The sequence below is a fragment of the Pseudomonas eucalypticola genome (assembly GCF_013374995.1).
In the GTDB taxonomy this organism is placed as follows: domain Bacteria; phylum Pseudomonadota; class Gammaproteobacteria; order Pseudomonadales; family Pseudomonadaceae; genus Aquipseudomonas; species Aquipseudomonas eucalypticola.
On the sequence record NZ_CP056030.1, the window covers coordinates 1,389,866 to 1,406,595 of the forward strand.

Annotated in this window: 9 protein-coding genes; 7 read left to right on the plus strand and 2 right to left on the minus strand. The window is 61.6% G+C overall.

All coding sequences use genetic code 11. The annotated features are described in order from the left end of the window. Positions 1-145 precede the first annotated feature (145 nt). Both HWQ56_RS06395 and HWQ56_RS06400 read right to left on the minus strand, forming a co-directional pair. Entirely contained in the window at positions 146-616 is a 471-nt protein-coding gene (locus tag HWQ56_RS06395) for a MaoC family dehydratase (protein WP_176570050.1), read from the minus strand. Continuing rightward, on the minus strand, positions 613-1,596 hold the full coding sequence (locus HWQ56_RS06400; protein ID WP_176570051.1) for an alpha/beta hydrolase: 984 nt from the start codon (positions 1,594-1,596) through the stop codon (positions 613-615). Before HWQ56_RS06400 ends, HWQ56_RS06395 begins: the two co-directional genes overlap by 4 nt. A gap of 209 nt (positions 1,597-1,805) precedes the next feature. On the opposite strand from HWQ56_RS06400, the gene fadD2 reads away from it, so the two are divergent. The 7 genes from fadD2 (at position 1,806) to HWQ56_RS06435 (ending at position 16,670) form a co-directional block, all read left to right on the plus strand. Beyond that, positions 1,806-3,494: a long-chain-fatty-acid--CoA ligase FadD2 gene (gene fadD2, locus HWQ56_RS06405; RefSeq protein WP_158154457.1), complete on the plus strand. Its 1,689-nt coding sequence runs from the start codon at positions 1,806-1,808 to the stop codon at positions 3,492-3,494. Positions 3,495-3,656: 162 nt separating this feature from the next. Beyond that, positions 3,657-4,928, plus strand: coding sequence for an NHL repeat-containing protein (locus tag HWQ56_RS06410; protein WP_176570052.1), 1,272 nt, complete (start codon positions 3,657-3,659; stop codon positions 4,926-4,928). A gap of 207 nt (positions 4,929-5,135) precedes the next feature. Next, positions 5,136-6,833 (plus strand): long-chain-fatty-acid--CoA ligase FadD1, encoded by a 1,698-nt coding sequence (gene fadD1, locus HWQ56_RS06415; protein ID WP_158154455.1) that lies wholly within the window; start codon positions 5,136-5,138, stop codon positions 6,831-6,833. Positions 6,834-6,987: 154 nt separating this feature from the next. Then, entirely contained in the window at positions 6,988-10,899 is a 3,912-nt protein-coding gene (gene hrpA / locus HWQ56_RS06420; protein WP_176570053.1) for an ATP-dependent RNA helicase HrpA, read from the plus strand. Between the two features lie 204 nt (positions 10,900-11,103). Beyond that, positions 11,104-12,225 carry a beta-ketoacyl-ACP synthase III gene (locus HWQ56_RS06425; protein ID WP_176570054.1) on the plus strand — a complete coding sequence of 374 codons (1,122 nt, stop codon included), beginning with the start codon at positions 11,104-11,106 and terminating at the stop codon, positions 12,223-12,225. Between the two features lie 153 nt (positions 12,226-12,378). Further along, the gene (locus tag HWQ56_RS06430; RefSeq protein WP_176570055.1) at positions 12,379-14,973 is read left to right on the plus strand and encodes a hypothetical protein; all 2,595 of its coding nucleotides are present in this window, start codon (positions 12,379-12,381) and stop codon (positions 14,971-14,973) included. A 338-nt stretch (positions 14,974-15,311) separates the two neighbouring features. Continuing rightward, positions 15,312-16,670, plus strand: coding sequence for an OprD family porin (locus HWQ56_RS06435; RefSeq protein ID WP_176570056.1), 1,359 nt, complete (start codon positions 15,312-15,314; stop codon positions 16,668-16,670). The last annotated feature ends 60 nt before the right edge of the window (positions 16,671-16,730 follow it).

Here is a 16,730-nt window from a genome sequence, read left to right on the forward strand (position 1 = left end):
AGTTCGCGCAGGGCCACCCTTGGTTATCTTTGCTCCATCGAACGCAAGCAAGGCTTGCGCTTCAACAGAGCACGCAAGGCATTTAGGGCGACTTCGGTCGCCCATTTTTTTGCCTGTGTGAAACATCCTCGCTACGCGGGCTTGATCAGCCGATGGTAATGGCCGGTGGGCTCACCAGGTTCACGGTCTGCTCCTTGCGCGGGGCCAGGATCTCGGCCTCGCCATCCACCACCATCTCGTCACGCTGGTTGTACACCTGGGTGGCGATGCGCACGCGGAACTTGGGCAGCTTTTCCAGGATTTCCAGGCGCACGGTCAGGGTGTCACCGATTTTCACCGGTTTCTGGAAGCTCATTTTCTGCCCCAGGTAGATAGTGCCCGGGCCAGGCAGCTCGCAGGCCACGGCGGCGCTGATCAGGGCGCCGCTGAACATGCCATGGGCGATACGCTCCTTGAACATGGTGCTGGCGGCGAATTCCGGGTCCAGATGCACCGGGTTGTGGTCGCCGGACATGGCGGCGAACAGCTGGATGTCGCGTTCCTCCACGGTCTTGCTGAAAGTCGCTTTCTGGCCGACTTCAAGGGCTTCGTACGGCGTATTGGTAACCTGGGTCATGGGTGACTGTTCCTTATCGGGTTCGGTAACGGCGGTTGTTCGCTGCGGGCCGGGCACGGTGTGGCCAGGGCCTGTTGCAGCCAGGCGAGCAGGTCGGTGATGACCTCCTCGCGGTTGATCTCGTTGAGTATTTCGTGGCGCGCCTGGGCATACAGTTTCAGGGTGACAGGGCGGCCACCCGTTGCACCCCATGCGTGCGCCAGATCAGTGAGACGCTTGCCCTGGCTCACCGGATCACATGAACCGCCCACGATCAGGACCGGCAGGTGCGGATCGACCCGCGCCAGGTTGGCGGGAGAGCTGATCAGCACAAGCCCCTCGAGCAGGTCGAGCCACAATTGATTGGTGCAGCGAAACCCGCACAGCGGGTCATTGATGTAGGCGTCGACGGCGACCGGGTCGCGGTTCAGCCAGTCGAACCGGGTGCGCGTGGGCCTGAAGGCCTTGTTGAAGGCGCCGAACGACAGCCATTCGATCAGCGCGCTGCGGCCTTTTGCCCCTTGGCGCAGGCTCTCCAGCCGGGCGACCAGGCGCGCGGCGTGGTAGAAGCCGGGTGGCTGGTAGTTGGAACCGCTCAAAATCGCCCCCTGCAGATCGCTATCGTGGTGCAGCAGGTAGCCCTGGACCAGGTAGCTGCCCATGCTGTGCCCCATCAGCACCAACGGCGTGCCTGGGTGAATTCGGCGCAGGTGCCGGGCGAGTTCGGCCAGGTCGTCGAGCACCCGGCTCCAGCCGCCCCGGTCGCCGTAATGGCCCAACACCCCGGCCTCGGCCGTGCGGCCATGGCCGCGCAGGTCCGGGGCATACAGGGCGATGCCCGCCGTCGCCAGGGCCTGGCCCAGGTGGCCATAGCGGCCGGCATGTTCCGCCATGCCATGGGCCAGCATCACCAGGGCGCTCGGCGGCTCTGCCGGCAGCCAGGCATGGATGTGCAGGCGCGCATGGTCATTGGCGGTGAGCCAGAATGTCTGGGCGGGCATGGCGGTCCCCCGGAGGCCAGGAAAAACAAGGTCGCACCATTGTATAGCCCATGGCGCGTATCCAGCGCGGCGCAGCATTCTGATTCATGATGTTAATGACAGCGCCTGGCGTGTTTGCCGGGGCTTGCTTAACTGCTAACGTCGCAAAAGCACCCGCCATTGCCCAAGGAGGCGGCGGCACGATCGGCTCAGGCGAGAGGACAATAATAATGCAAGCTGAATTCTGGAACGATAAACGCCCCGTGGGGGTGCCCACGGCGCTGGATCTGGGCGCCTACAGCTCGGTGGTGGAGGTCTTCGAGCGTTCCTGCAAGAAGTTCGCTGACCGCCCGGCCTTCAGTAACCTGGGGGTCACCCTGACGTATGCGCAGTTGGATCATTACAGCGCCGAGTTCGCCGCCTACCTGCAGAACGAGACCGACCTGGTGCCCGGCGACCGTATCGCCGTACAGCTGCCCAACGTGTTGCAATACCCCATCGTGGTGTTCGGCGCCCTGCGCGCCGGGTTGATCGTGGTCAACACCAATCCCCTCTATACCGCGCGGGAAATGCGCCACCAGTTCACCGACTCCGGTGCCCGCGCGCTGGTTTACCTGAACATGTTCGGCAAGCTGGTGCAGGAAGTGCTGCCGGACACCCGCATCAACTACCTGATCGAGGCGCGCCTGGGTGACCTCATGCCGGCCGCCAAGGGCTGGCTGGTCAACACCCTGGTGGACAAGGTGAAGAAAAAGGTTCCTGCCTTCGACCTGCCCCAGGCCATCACCTTCAAACGGGCGCTGGCATTGGGCCGTGGCCAGGCACTCAAGCCGGTGCCGCTGACCCTGGACCATGTGGCGGTGCTGCAGTACACCGGCGGCACCACCGGCCTGTCCAAGGGCGCCATGCTGACCCACGGCAACCTGGTGGCCAACATGCAGCAGGTGCTGTGCTGCTTCGAACAGACTGACGAACACGGCGTGAAAATCCTCCGCGAAGGCCAGGAAGTGATGATCGCACCGTTGCCGCTCTACCATATCTATGCCTTCACCGCGAACTGCATGGGCATGATGGTCACCGGCAACCACAACGTGCTGATTAGCAACCCACGGGACATCCCGGCGTTCATCAAGGAGCTCAAGCAGTGGCACTTCACCGGGCTGCTGGGCCTCAATACCCTGTTCGTGGCATTGATGGAGCACCCCGACTTCAAGCACCTGGATTTCTCGCACCTCAAGGTCACCAATTCCGGCGGCACCGCGTTGGTGAAGGCCACGGCTGACCGCTGGGAGGCACTGACCCAGTGTCGTATCGTCGAGGGCTATGGCTTGACGGAAACCTCGCCGGTGGTGTGCACCAACCCTTATGGCGCCGCCGCCCGGTTGGGCACAGTCGGGCTGCCGGTGGTCGGCACAGCGCTGAAAATCATCGATGACCAGGGCAACGAGCTGCCCCTGGGCGAGCGGGGAGAACTGTGCGTGAAGGGCCCGCAGGTCATGAAGGGCTATTGGCAGCGCCCCGAGGCGACCGCCGAGGCGCTGGACGCCGAAGGCTGGTTGCGCACCGGGGATATCGGTGTCATCGACCCCGACGGCTTTACCCGCATTGTCGACCGCAAGAAGGACATGATCATCGTTTCGGGCTTCAACGTGTACCCCAACGAGATCGAAGACGTGGTCATGGCCCACCCCAAGGTCGCCAACTGCGCCTGCATCGGCATCCCCGACGACCGCTCCGGCGAGGCGGTGAAGCTGTTCGTGGTGCCGCGCGAAAGCGGGGTGAGCCTGGAAGAGCTCAAGGCCTACTGCAAGCAGAATTTCACGGGGTACAAGGTGCCCAAGCACATTGTGCTGCGCGAGTCGCTGCCGATGACGGCGGTGGGCAAGATCCTGCGCCGCGAGCTGCGCGATATCGCCTGAAGCGGCAGGTGCCGGGCTTGCTGCTTTTGAACCCCGTCCAGTGCGGGGTTTTTCATTTCACCCTTCGCTGTAAACCTGCCTGAACCTGTCGGAGTTGACAGGTTCGCAGTGCCATTTTTTCTTGCTTAATAGGCTTTCATTCATTAAGCAGGCGAGTCGGTCATGACCCAATCAGCGATTCATGCAGGAGGAGATCCGGACCCCGGTTTCGGCACTGAGGGCAGGAGGGAATTCCAATTCCATGCGCTCAGTGTGTCTGCACGGGGGCAGCGGTTATGCCTGGCGTACGGTGAAGTGAGGTATTTTTGGGCTCAGGTCACTGACCTGGCGGGTAATCCAGTGTCTTTGGGGGATGAGAATCGCGATGGCGCGTTCTTTATCAAGTTAGCCAACGCTCAGAACGAATTTGCCCGGACGGCGGGGGTTATTGAACTGCCTACGGGGCAGTGGTTGGGGTACGGTACGGTTGGCATCCAAGGTGCAGGCGATAGGGCTGCGCTGACACTGTACGACCGGAACGGTGTGGAGGATCAGGTGTTCAGGCGCAATGCCTACGAAACCTTGAAGGTGCATGCGGTCAATCAATTCAGTACCCACACACCGTTGACGGTCACTTGTATCGATGGTGGGGGCTTTTTCGTACCCTTCGGTAACCGGGTTTTCAAATTGAAAGCCGACGGTACGCCCGATACGAGTTTTGCGGAATTTGGAGTTCGCGCCCTGCGTGCTGGAGGCGATCTCAGTCGTAATGGCGTGCGCGCTTCATCCGTCAAGATCCTCGGCAATGGTAGTCTCGTGGTGGCCGCTGTCAGGATGGATACTGCACGCCACTCCTATATCGATGTTTACAAGTTTACCGCTGCCGGTGCGCCTGATACCACCTTTGGCCAGAGCGGGGTATCTTGGTTTCAATTCACTGGTCTCGCGTTTTCAGCGGAGGTCTTGGTTCGATCGGGTAATAGACTGGTGGCGGTGTCTTTCAGCCCTGGTCGTGAATGTATGATGTGGGGGCTGACGGCGTATGGGCAGCGCGACCAATCATTCAATGCCGGCCAGCCTCTGGGGATGGCAGCTGGTAACGGCACCCATCAGCAATGGCGCGGGGCATTCGTTGACTCGCAAGACTACATCAGCGCCATTGGCTGGAATGAAACGGGTCTCATCATGGGGGCGGTGACACCGGCCGGCCTGCCCGATACTCAGGCGTTCCCATCCAATGGCTGGCGGCAGATTGTGCGGACGCCTGGCATGATCATCAATGGCGTTGCCTGGCAAGACGATAGATTTCTCGTTTCTGTTATAGACCCAGATACAACCTGGCCAGTTTTCTTCCGATTCCAGGGACCGCAACGCGTAGTTGAACCGCAGCTTGCGGTGGCCGAGCGTGAAAATGGCCCTGCGAGTTCCCGGAGAGGCAAACAACGCAAGAAATAGTACTTTTACTCTAAAAGTGACCACTTAATTTGATCTGGTCATTATTGTGACCATGGAGCCCGTTTCGGGCTCTATGCGACCTATTCCAAAGCTGCTACTCTCGGCGCGCTTTCGATCGAAAGGCGCGCTCCCTGCGCCCGGTCATCCATCAATAATAATCGCATATGAAGCGGTGATGAATTCGCTGTGCTGGAGGAGTGGGCTTCCATGATCGAAAATTTCTGGAAGGATAAGTACCCAGCGGGTATTGCTGCGCACATCAATCCTGACGAATATCCGAATATCCAGGCTGTGTTGAAGCAGTCCTGCCAGCGCTTCGCCGACAAGCCGGCGTTCAGCAACCTGGGCAAGACGCTCACCTACGGCCAACTGTATGAGCTGTCGGGCGCTTTCGCGGCTTACCTGCAGCAGCATACCGACTTGCAGCCCGGTGATCGAATCGCCGTGCAACTGCCAAACGTTTTGCAGTATCCGGTGGTAGTGTTCGGCGCCATCCGTGCCGGCCTGATCGTGGTCAATACCAACCCGCTGTACACCGCCCGGGAAATGGAACACCAGTTCAACGACTCCGGTGCCAAGGCCCTGGTGTGCCTGGCCAACATGGCGCACCTGGCGCAGCACGTGGTGCCCAAGACGTCGGTGAAGCACGTGATCGTCACCCAGGTGGGCGACCTGTTGCCCCCGGTCAAGCGCCTGCTGGTGAACAGCGTCATCAAGTACGTGAAGAAAATGGTCCCGGCGTATCACTTGCCCAGCGCGGTGAAGTTCAACGACGTGATCGCCAAGGGGCACGGCCAGCCAGTGCGCGAGGCCAACCCCGACGCCAATGACGTGGCAGTGCTGCAATACACCGGTGGCACCACCGGGGTGGCCAAGGGCGCCATGCTGACCCATCGCAACCTGGTGGCCAACATGCTGCAGTGCAAGGCGCTGATGGCCTCGAACCTGAACGAAGGGTGCGAGATCCTCATTACGCCGTTGCCGCTGTACCACATCTACGCCTTCACCTTTCATTGCATGGCCATGATGCTGATCGGCAACCATAACGTGCTGATCAGCAACCCCCGCGACCTGCCGGCCATGGTCAAGGAGCTATCGAAATGGAAGTTCAGCGGTTTCGTAGGGCTTAACACCCTGTTCGTGGCCCTGTGCAACAACGCCGACTTCCGCAACCTGGACTTCTCCGCCCTGAAAGTGACCCTGTCCGGCGGCATGGCCCTGCAATTGGCGGCCGCCGACCGCTGGAAAGCCGTGACTGGCTGCGCCATCTGCGAAGGCTATGGCATGACCGAGACCAGCCCGGTGGCGTCGGTGAACCCGATCCAGAACATTCAGGTGGGCACCATCGGTATTCCGGTGCCGTCTACCCAATGCCGCGTGGTCGATGACAGCGGCCGTGAGCTGGGCCTGGGTGAAACCGGCGAGCTATGCGTCAAGGGCCCGCAAGTGATGAAAGGGTACTGGCAGCGCCAGGAGGCCACCGACGAAATGCTCGATGCCGATGGCTGGCTGAAAACTGGCGACATCGCGGTCATTCAGGACGATGGCTACATGCGCATTGTCGACCGCAAGAAAGACATGATCCTGGTCTCCGGTTTCAATGTGTATCCCAATGAACTGGAAGATGTGCTGGTCACCCTGCCCGGCGTGCTGCAATGCGCGGCCATCGGCATACCGGACGAAAAGTCCGGCGAGGCCATCAAGGTGTTCATCGTCGCCCGCCCCGGCGTGACCCTCACCAAGGATCAGGTCATGGAGCACATGCGCGCCAACGTCACCGGCTACAAGGTGCCTCGCGCCGTGGAGTTCCGCGAAGCGCTGCCGACCACCAACGTCGGCAAGATCCTGCGCCGTGAGCTGCGGGACGAAGAACTGAAAAAGCTGGGGCTGAAGAAGATCGCCTGACGGCAGAAGCACGCGGCAAGCTGCAAGCGGGGCGGTCCGCGTGCAGCTTGTCGCTGGCAGCTTCAGTTCACTGCACCTGGCCAATATGATTACGCTGCCCAAATCTGCGACAATCGCGGCCATTCTCTTTGCCGCGTAGCCATTTGCGTACCTGATGACTGACCAGACCCCCGTTATCGACACCCTGTTCAAGAACCTCGACCAGGCCATGATCAGCGACCGCCATCGCCTGCGCCGGCAGTTGCATGACCTGCGCAAGAAACCCGACGAGGGCAAGCTGGCCCAGTGGGTGGAGCGGGCGCAGGCGTCCATGGCCCAGGTCACTGCGCGGCGCCAGAGCGTGCCGACCATCCGCTACGATGACAGCCTGCCCATCGCCGCCAAACGCGATGAAATCAAGAAGATCCTGGCCGAACACCAGGTGCTGATCATTGCTGGCGAGACGGGCTCGGGCAAGACCACCCAGTTACCGAAGATCTGCCTGGAACTGGGCCGCGGCCAGCATGGCCTGATCGCCCATACCCAGCCACGCCGGATTGCCGCCCGCAGCGTCGCCACCCGGGTCGCCGAGGAGCTGGCCACGCCCTTGGGCGCGCTGGTGGGCTACCAGGTGCGCTTCGAAGACCAGAGCGACGCCAATACCCTGGTCAAGCTGATGACCGACGGCATCCTGCTGGCCGAAACCCAGCACGACCGCTTTCTGGAACGCTACGACACCATCATCGTCGACGAAGCCCATGAACGCAGCCTGAACATCGACTTTCTGCTGGGCTACCTCAAGACCCTGCTGCCGCGCCGACCCGACCTCAAGGTCATCATCACCTCGGCAACCATCGACCTGGAGCGTTTTTCCAAGCACTTCAACGACGCGCCGATCATCGAAGTGTCGGGGCGTACCTACCCGGTGGACGTCTGGTACCGCCCGCTCACCAGCGAGCAGGACGAGGAGGGCAACAGCGTCGAGGACGACCTGACCGTCGACCAGGCCATCATCGCCGCGCTGGATGAAATCGCCTCGTTCGAGCGCAGTGAAGGCAAGCGCCCGGGCGATGTGCTGGTGTTCCTGCCCGGTGAACGCGAGATCCGTGATGCCGCTGAAATGCTGCGCAAGGCCCAGCTCAAGCACACCGAGATTCTGCCGTTGTACGCGCGCCTGTCACCGGCCGAGCAGCAGAAGATTTTCCAGAGCCACCCGGGCCGTCGAGTGGTGCTGGCCACCAACGTCGCCGAAACCTCGCTGACCGTTCCCGGCATTCGCTACGTGATCGACAGTGGCACCGCGCGCATCAGCCGCTACAGCTACCGCGCCAAGGTGCAGCGCCTGCCCATCGAGGCGGTGTCCCAGGCCAGCGCCAACCAGCGCAAGGGCCGCTGCGGCCGCGTCGAGCCCGGCATCTGCATTCGCTTGTACAGCGAAGAGGACTTCACCAGCCGGCCGGAATTCACCGACCCCGAGATATTGCGCACCAACCTGGCGGCGGTGATCCTGCAGATGCTGCACCTGCGCCTGGGCGAGATCGACCAGTTCCCGTTCATCGAGCCCCCGGATGGCAAGGCCATCACCGATGGCTTCAACTTGCTGCAAGAGCTGTCGGCGGTCAACCGCGAGAACCAGCTGACCCCGATCGGCCGCCAGTTGGCGCGCCTGCCGGTGGACCCGCGCATGGGCCGCATGCTGCTGGAAGCAGCGAGGCAGGGCAGCCTGCAGGAAGTGCTGATCATCGCCAGTGCGCTGTCAGTGCAGGACGTGCGCGAGCGCCCGCCGGAGCGCCAGCAGGCCGCCGACCAGGCTCACGCTCAGTGGAAGGATGCCGATTCGGACTTCGCCGCGCTGGTCAACCTGTGGCGCGGCTTCGAGGAGCAGCGCCAGGCCCTGACCGCCAGCCCGCTGCGCAACTGGTGCCGCAAGAACTTCCTCAACTACCTGCGCCTGCGCGAATGGCGCGATGCCCATCGGCAGTTGAGCCTGATCTGCCGTGACCTGCAGTTGGCCATCAACAAGGAGCCGGCTGACTACCCCAAATTCCACAAGGCGATCCTCTCTGGCCTGCTCAGCCAGGTCGGCCAAAAAACCGAGGAAGGCGACTACCTGGGCGCGCGCCAGCGGCGTTTCTGGATTCACCCCTCGTCGGGCATCGGCAAGAAGCGCCCGCAATGGTTGATGACCGCCGAGCTGATGGAAACCACCAAGCTCTATGCGCGCATGGTGGCCAAGATCGACGCCGACTGGATCGAGCCCCTGGCTGGGCACCTGATCAAGAAGAACCACTTCGAACCCCATTGGGAGAAGAAGCGCGGCCAGGTAGTGGCCTACGAACAGATCACCCTGTTCGGCCTGATCGTGGTGGGCCGTCGCCCCGTGCATTACGGCCCCATCGACCCAGTGGTCGCGCGCGAACTGTTCATCCGCGAAGGCCTGGTGCGGGGCGAGATCCAGTCGCGGGCCAAGTGCCTCGTGGCCAACCGCGAACTGCTGGAGCAGCTCGACGCGCTGGAGGCCAAGGCGCGGCGCCGGGACATCCTGGCCGATGAAGAGACCCTGTACGCCTTCTACGATGCGCGGGTACCCGCCGAGATTCACCAGACGGCCACCTTCGACCAGTGGTACAAGACCGAGAGCCACAAGAACCCCAAGCTGCTGATCATGCGCGAGGAAGACGTGCTGGCCCGCGAGGCCAGTGAAGTCACTGCCGGCCAATACCCGGATACCTTGCGCCTGGGCGACCTGACCCTGGCCCTTAGCTACCACTTCGAGCCCAACCACCCGCGCGACGGCGTCACCGTCAGCGTGCCGGCACCGCTGTTGCCAGCGCTGCCCAACGAACGCCTGGAGTGGCTGGTACCCGGCTTGCTGGAAGCCAAGTGCATCGCGCTGGTGCGCAACCTGCCCAAGGCGATCCGCAAGAACTTCGTGCCGGTGCCGGACTTCGTCCGTGCTGCCCTGCAGCGCATCACCTTCGCCGAGGGCTCGCTGCCCCAGGCGCTGGGCCGCGAACTGCTGCGCATGACCGGCGCGAGGGTCGGCGACGAGGCCTGGGCCGAGTCCGAACAGCAAGTGGACAGCCACCTGCGCATGAACATCGAAGTGCTCGACGGCCAAGGCAAATTCCTCGGTGAGGGGCGCGACCTGGCCGAGCTGACCGCGCGTTTCGTGCAGGCCAGCCAGGCCGCCCTGGCCGCGCCGCCATCGGCCAAGGCCCAGCAGCCGGTGGAGGCCAAAGCGTTCGCCGCGGTGGCCGAGACCACCCAGCAGAAGATCGCCGGGCTGTCGATGACGGTCTACCCGGCGCTGGTGGAAGAGAACGGTACCGTCAAGGAAGGCCGTTTCTCCACCGCCGCCGAAGCCGAGTTCCAGCACCGCCGCGCCTTGCAGCGCCTGCTGTTGCAGCAATTAGCCGAGCCGGCCAAGTTTCTGCGTGGCAAGCTGCCCGGGCTGACCGAGCTGGGGTTGCTGTACCGCGAGCTGGGGCGCGTCGAGGCGCTGGTGGAAGATATCCTGCTGGCCAGCCTGGACACCTGCATTCTTGACGGCGAAGCCAGCTTGCCCCGTGACGGCGCCGGCCTGGCTGCCCTGGCCGAACGCAAGCGTGGTGCCTGGGCCGAGCACGCCGAACGCCTGGGGCGCCAGACCCTGGACATTCTCAAGCTGTGGCATGGCCTGCAGAAGCGCTTCAAGGGCAAGATCGACCTGGCCCAGGCCGTGGCCCTGAACGACATCAAGCAGCAACTGGGCAACCTGGTGTACCCGGGCTTCGTGCGCCAGACCCCATCAGCCTGGTTCAAGGAATTGCCGCGTTACCTCAAGGCCATCGAACTGCGCCTGGAAAAACTGGGCAGCCAGGTGCAGAAGGACCGGGTGTGGAGCATCGAGTTGGGCAACCTGTGGGCACAGTACCAGGCACGCCAGGCCAAGCATGGCCAGGAAGGCAAGCGTGACCCCGAACTCGAGGTTTACCGCTGGCTGATTGAGGAATACCGGGTTTCATTGTTCGCCCAGCAACTGGGCACCAAGGTGCCTATCTCTGACAAGCGCCTGGGTAAGCAATGGACCCAGGTGGAGGCCTGAGGCTCGGGGTGCCCTTTATCGTGTAAAGGGCACTTTCCCCGCGAATCTGGCACAATTGGCCACCGTTTCACCCGCGACCATGGGTTGCCTGACCCGTTTCGCGCCCGTGACAGTGCTTTCTTGAAATTGGTACGTTAGTGCCAGTTTATTGCGACTCACTCTGCCGCTGCCCAGGCAACGGCCCCGAATAATAGAGGAACGAGCGTGCATAACGTCGTCATCAGCGGCACCGGCCTGTACACCCCGGCCGACAGCATCTCCAACGAAGAGCTGGTTGCCTCCTTCAATGCTTGGGCGCACCAGTTCAACGTCGACAACGCCGCCGCCATCGAGCGCGGCGAATTGGCGGCGCAGACGGAATCCAGTGCCGCTTTCATCGAAAAAGCCTCGGGTATCAAGAGCCGCTTCGTCATGGACAAAGCCGGCATCCTCGACCCCGAGCGCATGAAACCGCGCCTGCCGGAGCGTTCCAACGACGAACAGTCCATCCTCTGCCAGATGGCCGTGGCGGCCGCCGAGCAGGCGCTGCAACGGGCGGGCAAGACCGCTGCCGACATCGACGCGGTGATCGTCGCCTGTTCGAACCTGCAGCGTCCCTACCCGGCGGTGGCCATTGAAGTGCAGCAGGCCCTGGGTATTCAGGGCTTTGGTTTCGACATGAACGTGGCCTGTTCCTCGGCCACCTTCGGTATCCAGACGGCGTTCAACGCTGTGGCCTTGGGCCAGGCACGGGCGGTGTTGGTGGTGGACCCCGAGATCTGTACCGGCCACCTGAACTTCCGTGACCGCGACAGCCACTTCATCTTCGGCGACGCCGCCACCGCGGTCATCGTCGAGCGTGCCGACCTGGCGACCTCGCCCTACCAGTTCGAGATCGTCGGCACCAAACTGCTGACCCAGTTCTCCAACAACATCCGCAACAACTTCGGCTTCCTCAACCGTGCGGCGGAAGAGGGTATCGACGCGGCCGACAAGCTGTTCGTGCAGGAAGGCCGCAAAGTGTTCCGCGAGGTGTGCCCGATGGTGGCGCAACTGATTGGCGAGCACCTCACCGAGAACCGTATCGACGTGGCTGACGTCAAGCGCTTCTGGTTGCACCAGGCCAACCTGAGCATGAACCACCTGATCGTGAAGAAGCTATTGGGCCGCGAGGCGTCCGTGGAGGAAGCGCCGGTGATTCTCGACACCTACGCCAATACCAGTTCGGCCGGGTCGGTGATTGCTTTCCATAAATACCAGGATGATTTGGGCAGGGGCGCCCTGGCGGTGCTCAGCTCGTTCGGTGCGGGTTACTCCATCGGCAGTGTGATCCTGCGCAAGCTGTAAGCCGGTCCTCGATGCGAACGCCACCTTCGGGTGGCTTTTTTTTTCAAAACATAGCCCTTGAAAATCGACCTCGACCTGTAAGAAGTGACAGTTGAGGCGCTTGCCCACCCCTCCGATACTCACTACTTCTCGACCGAGACAGTGGTGAACAACATGCATACCAAACGCGCGGCAGAACGGGCACTACCCGGTGACCTCGATACTTCGTTCAACTCAACCGGGGAAGTGCATCGGCCGTTTTCAGGTGTAGGCCTGGGGGCCTCCGCCTATAAGGACAGCGTATGTTTGACCAGCCGGCGTAGTGTCACAGGGACCGATGGCGTGTTCGAAGTGTGGGTGACGAACCTGGCAGGGCAGGCGCTGAAATCGTGGGAAGGGAAATTTTCCGCAGCAGGATTCCCGGGCTATGCACGCGCCGTGGAGTTGCCCAACCGACAATTCCTGGTGTATGGCCGCGATGACCACAACCCAGGGGGGGGTGGTAGGGTCTCCCAGGTAGCATTGGCGCTGTATGACTCGAATCGGCAACTCGTCGACACCTTTGGCACCAAAGGCGTTTTGTTGCTGGACGCGGGGGGCGAGGCGGCGGCGCTCGCGCTGCCGGTGGATGTGGCTCTTGTTCCCCGCAAAGACAGTGACGAGGTGGACTTCATTGTCGCGTGTTATCGCTACGTCTGGAAGGTAACCAGTGGTGGAAAGCTGGATGATGGTTTCGGCGATAGTGACCGTATTAATTTTTATCTCGGCCCGCAGTCCTCTACCCGTGCCTCGAGTGTAACGGTATTGCGTAACGGCAAGATCATGCTGGCAGGCGCGTTGCGCCAAAGTTCCAATGGCGACCATCATGCCTGCGTGCGCAAGGTGGATCAAACAGGCAAGCCGGATGACAGCTTTGCGATATACGTGGATTCCGGCCCCGGCGACCCGTTAGACATAGGGTTACTGGAATTGGCTAACGGCAAGCTGCTCGTCTATTACAAGTCACCCATGACCTACTGCTCCATGCGCGTGCTGAACGCCGACGGCAGTGTCGATACTGGCTTCGATAGCGAGATGTTGCAATGGCCGAAGACGGGTGATAGGCCCGATGGTTTTTTGAGCCGATGGGTAGGCGCCATAAACGGGAAGAATGGGGCAGTGTTCCTGATTGGCGAAACGCCAGATGGCATGATCATGGCCAGTGTCACTGCAGCGGGCAAGCCCGATACCGCCTTCGCTCCGTCCGGGTACAAAAGGCTGGGCACCGCGTACATTGTCGAGAGCTTTGCGCACTTCCAGCCCGACAACAAAGTAGTGGTCAGCCAGCACAGGTCCATGAATTTCCCCGGTGGCACCGGCCAGCCGTTTTTCTACCGCTACCACGCCGCGGATGGGGAAGGGGGCGGACCAGGGCCCGAAGGTCAATTGCGGCTGGACCCGGAATTCAATCAAACAGGGAAATTCCTGGGGAGGCTGGGCACCCAACGCTCCACATCGGTATCCGCAGGGGAGGATTACCTATGCTTGTCTGCAGTCGACGAGGAGCCCACCTCCAATCACGCCTACTATCTGTACATCACCGATTATCAAGGTGTCGAGCGGGTATCGGAGCCGGCGACAGGCAATCTGCCGGGCGGGGGGCCTACCCTGACGGTTCACGGGCGTTACGTGCCCAGCAGCGATTCGGAACCCCGGGAGTACATTTTGGTTGACGGTATCTGCGAGGTGACCACGGACCATGGGCTAAGCGAGAAGTTCGCCGCATCGGGGCACTTCGCCAATGGGATCAACCAGCAGAAGGTGAAGGAGGATGGCAAGCCCAATAGCGATTGGACCGTCATACCGGCCACGAGTGAGCACTTGTTTGAAATGGACCAGCCATGGCGTACCACCGAACGCCGCTTGATTCACCCAGCAACGGGCCATGCGCTCAATGCAACCCGTCTGGCAGGGGCTACTCTCCAGCGTAACGACCAGAAGACCTGGATTTACCGGCCTTGCCGGCGAGGCCTGCAAAAAGTCGATACGCAGGGCGCGTTCGACGAATTTTACGGCAGTGGCCAAGGTTTTGCGCCTGTCGACTACTATCCGGGGACCAAGTCCCAGTTCACCACCGTCAGTGCCGTGGTGTTCCCCGACCATCAGGCCGTTGTGTTGGGCTACGCCCTGTCAGTGGAGCAAGGCACGCCCTTGGGCATCGCCGTGGCACGGCTGAGCGCTACGGGGCAACTCGTTCCTGGGGAGAATGCTGGTAACTTCAACATAATTTCGACACTCAGCATCGACAACCTCGATCGCCAAACCGAGATCGGCGGCTTGCTGAAGAGACCAGGTAACGGGACGGTGTCGTTCTTGTACGATCCCGTGAGGAAACAGACTGTCCTTGTTGCCCTCAATGAACGGAACGGCTACGACAAGCACTTCCTGGGCGGGCACGAGTTACGCATGGAGCGTTTCCGGGCCTATGCCGGACATGTTGACGCGGCCGGTGCCATCACCTTGGTGGGCGCGAGTATCGACGACGCTGGCGAGCCGTTGGACGGGGTGGTACTGGCATCGGTATTGGCTGACGGCACCCTGGACAAGCGTTTCGGCGAGTACGGTATTTCCGACAACATGGCGGCCGGTATCGCGGTTGATGTCACGGTACAGGCCAACAAGCGCATCCTGGTAGCGGCACGATTGGAGCAAGGCCCGTGCTTCATGCGCTTTACGCTGGAGCCGGAGGAGACAGAATCGGTGTCCAGCCAGCTTGACCCCTTTATATGAGTAGGCTCTGCAGATAAGGCGATGGAGGGAACTGGCGAGCGTTTGCAGACTTAAACCTGCACGCATGACAGTTCCGCCGTTGCACGCTGCACGACCGCTCACTCGACCCTAAAAAAATGTTCACTTGGTTTACCGAGTTAGCCCCTGTTGCACCGCTGAACATTAACGAATCCTTCATGCTGGAAAGTTCCGCTGTCATCAAATCTTAATATTCGAGCCACCTCGCTGAAATATCCGCTGTTCAAGATGCCCTCCCATAAAGCTTGCCGGACTTGCGCCCGCATACCAGGCAGCGTCGCTGAAAAAACTCAAAAAGCAGTACTCAAAGGAGTAAATCAATGAACAAGTCCACCGTGGCCCTGACCATGGCCCTGGGCGTCATGGCACAGCAGGCTATGGCCGAAGGCTTTCTTGACGACAGCAAGGCGACCCTGAAGCTGCGCAACTATTACATCAACACCGACAACCGCGACTCGGCCGCCGCCAAGAATGCCAACTACACCGCTGAATGGGGCCAGGGCTTCCAGCTCGAATACCAATCGGGTTACACCGCCGGCACCGTCGGCTTCGGCGTGGATGCCATTGGCCTGCTGGGCGTGAAGCTGGACTCCAGCACCGCCAAGCACGGTAACCCTACCGGCACCCTGGACGGCGGTACCGTGTTCCCGAGCGATGGCAACCAGGCTGCCGACGATTTCGCCAGCCTGGGTCTGACCGCCAAGGCCAAGATCTCCAAGACCGAGCTGAAACTGGGCACCCTGATGCCCAAGCTGCCGGTCATCCAGTACAACGATGGTCGTCTGCTGCCGCAAACCTTCCAGGGCGGCCAGATCACCTCGAACGACATCAAGGACCTGACCCTGACCGCCGGCCAGATCAGCCAGGTCAAGGGGCGTAACTCCAGCAACAACGAGAACCTGTCCATCAGCGGCGCCAACGGCAGTGGCAACAGCAACATTGGCGAGCGCAGCAACAAGTTCTACTACGCCGGTGCCGACTACAAGATCACCAAGGACCTGCTGGTCCAGTACTACTACGGTGAGCTGGACCAATTCTACAAGCAGCACTTCCTGGGCCTGGTCCACAACTGGGCCATCGGCCCGGGCGTGCTGAAGTCCGACCTGCGCGTGTTCCACAGCACCGACGACGGCGCCAACGGCAACGATGCGGCCTACTACACCACCGGCAACTACAGCGGCGTGGCCAGCGGCAAGGGCCCGGTGGACAACAACCTGTACAGCGGCCTGTTCCTGTACACCGTGGCCGGCCACACCTTCGGCGGTGGCTACCAGGTCAGCAACGGCAGCTCGGACTTCCCGTGGCTGAACCAGGGCGACGGCTCGTCGAACTACACCATCACCGACATGCAGATCCAGAAGTTCGGCCGTGCCGGCGAGCGCACCTGGCAGGCGCGCTACTCGTATGACTTCTCGGCCATCGGCTTCCCTGGCGCTACAGCCGGCCTGGTGTACCTGCGTGGCGACAACATCGACACCGTGGCCACCAGCGGCGCGGTGGCCGGTTCCGGCCGTTCCGAGTGGGAGCGCGACCTGACCCTGGCCTACGTCGTACCGCAAGGCACCTTCAAGGGCCTGGGCCTGATGTGGAAAAACGCCATGTGGCGCAACGACATCCCTGGCCAACGCGACCAGGACGAAAACCGCGTGATCGTGAGCTACTCGATCCCGCTGTTGTAATGCGTTTCAGGTAACACCGTTTTTGCTCATCCGTTAAAGCTCATTAGCCCCGCCTGCGTG